The organism is Cupriavidus sp. SIMBA_020, from assembly GCF_046535395.1.
Classification (GTDB): Bacteria; Pseudomonadota; Gammaproteobacteria; order Burkholderiales; family Burkholderiaceae; genus Cupriavidus; species Cupriavidus campinensis.
In genome coordinates, this window is record NZ_JAWRWU010001564.1 from 1 (window position 1) to 239 (window position 239).

Annotated in this window: 1 pseudogene; it reads left to right on the top strand. The window is 66.5% G+C overall.

The window, feature by feature from the left end:
• Window positions 1-239, top strand: a pseudogene (locus tag SB751_RS34865) (oxidoreductase); the annotation flags it as partial.

Sequence of the window (239 nt, forward strand, 5' to 3'; positions counted from 1 at the left end):
CTGCTCGGTATGGCCGCCGCGAGCTGGGCCGCGTCGTTCACGTTCACCGTCGACGGCAAGATCGGCCGCAGCAACCAGCCCGGCAACACGACGTTCGTCTTTTCCGAGCAGGCGCTGATGGCGCTGCCGCAGTACACGATCGTCACGTCGACGAGCTGGACGCCGAAGGCGACCTTCACCGGCCCGCGCCTGTCCGATGTACTGAAGACCGTCGACGCGCAGGGCACGCAGATCGAGTT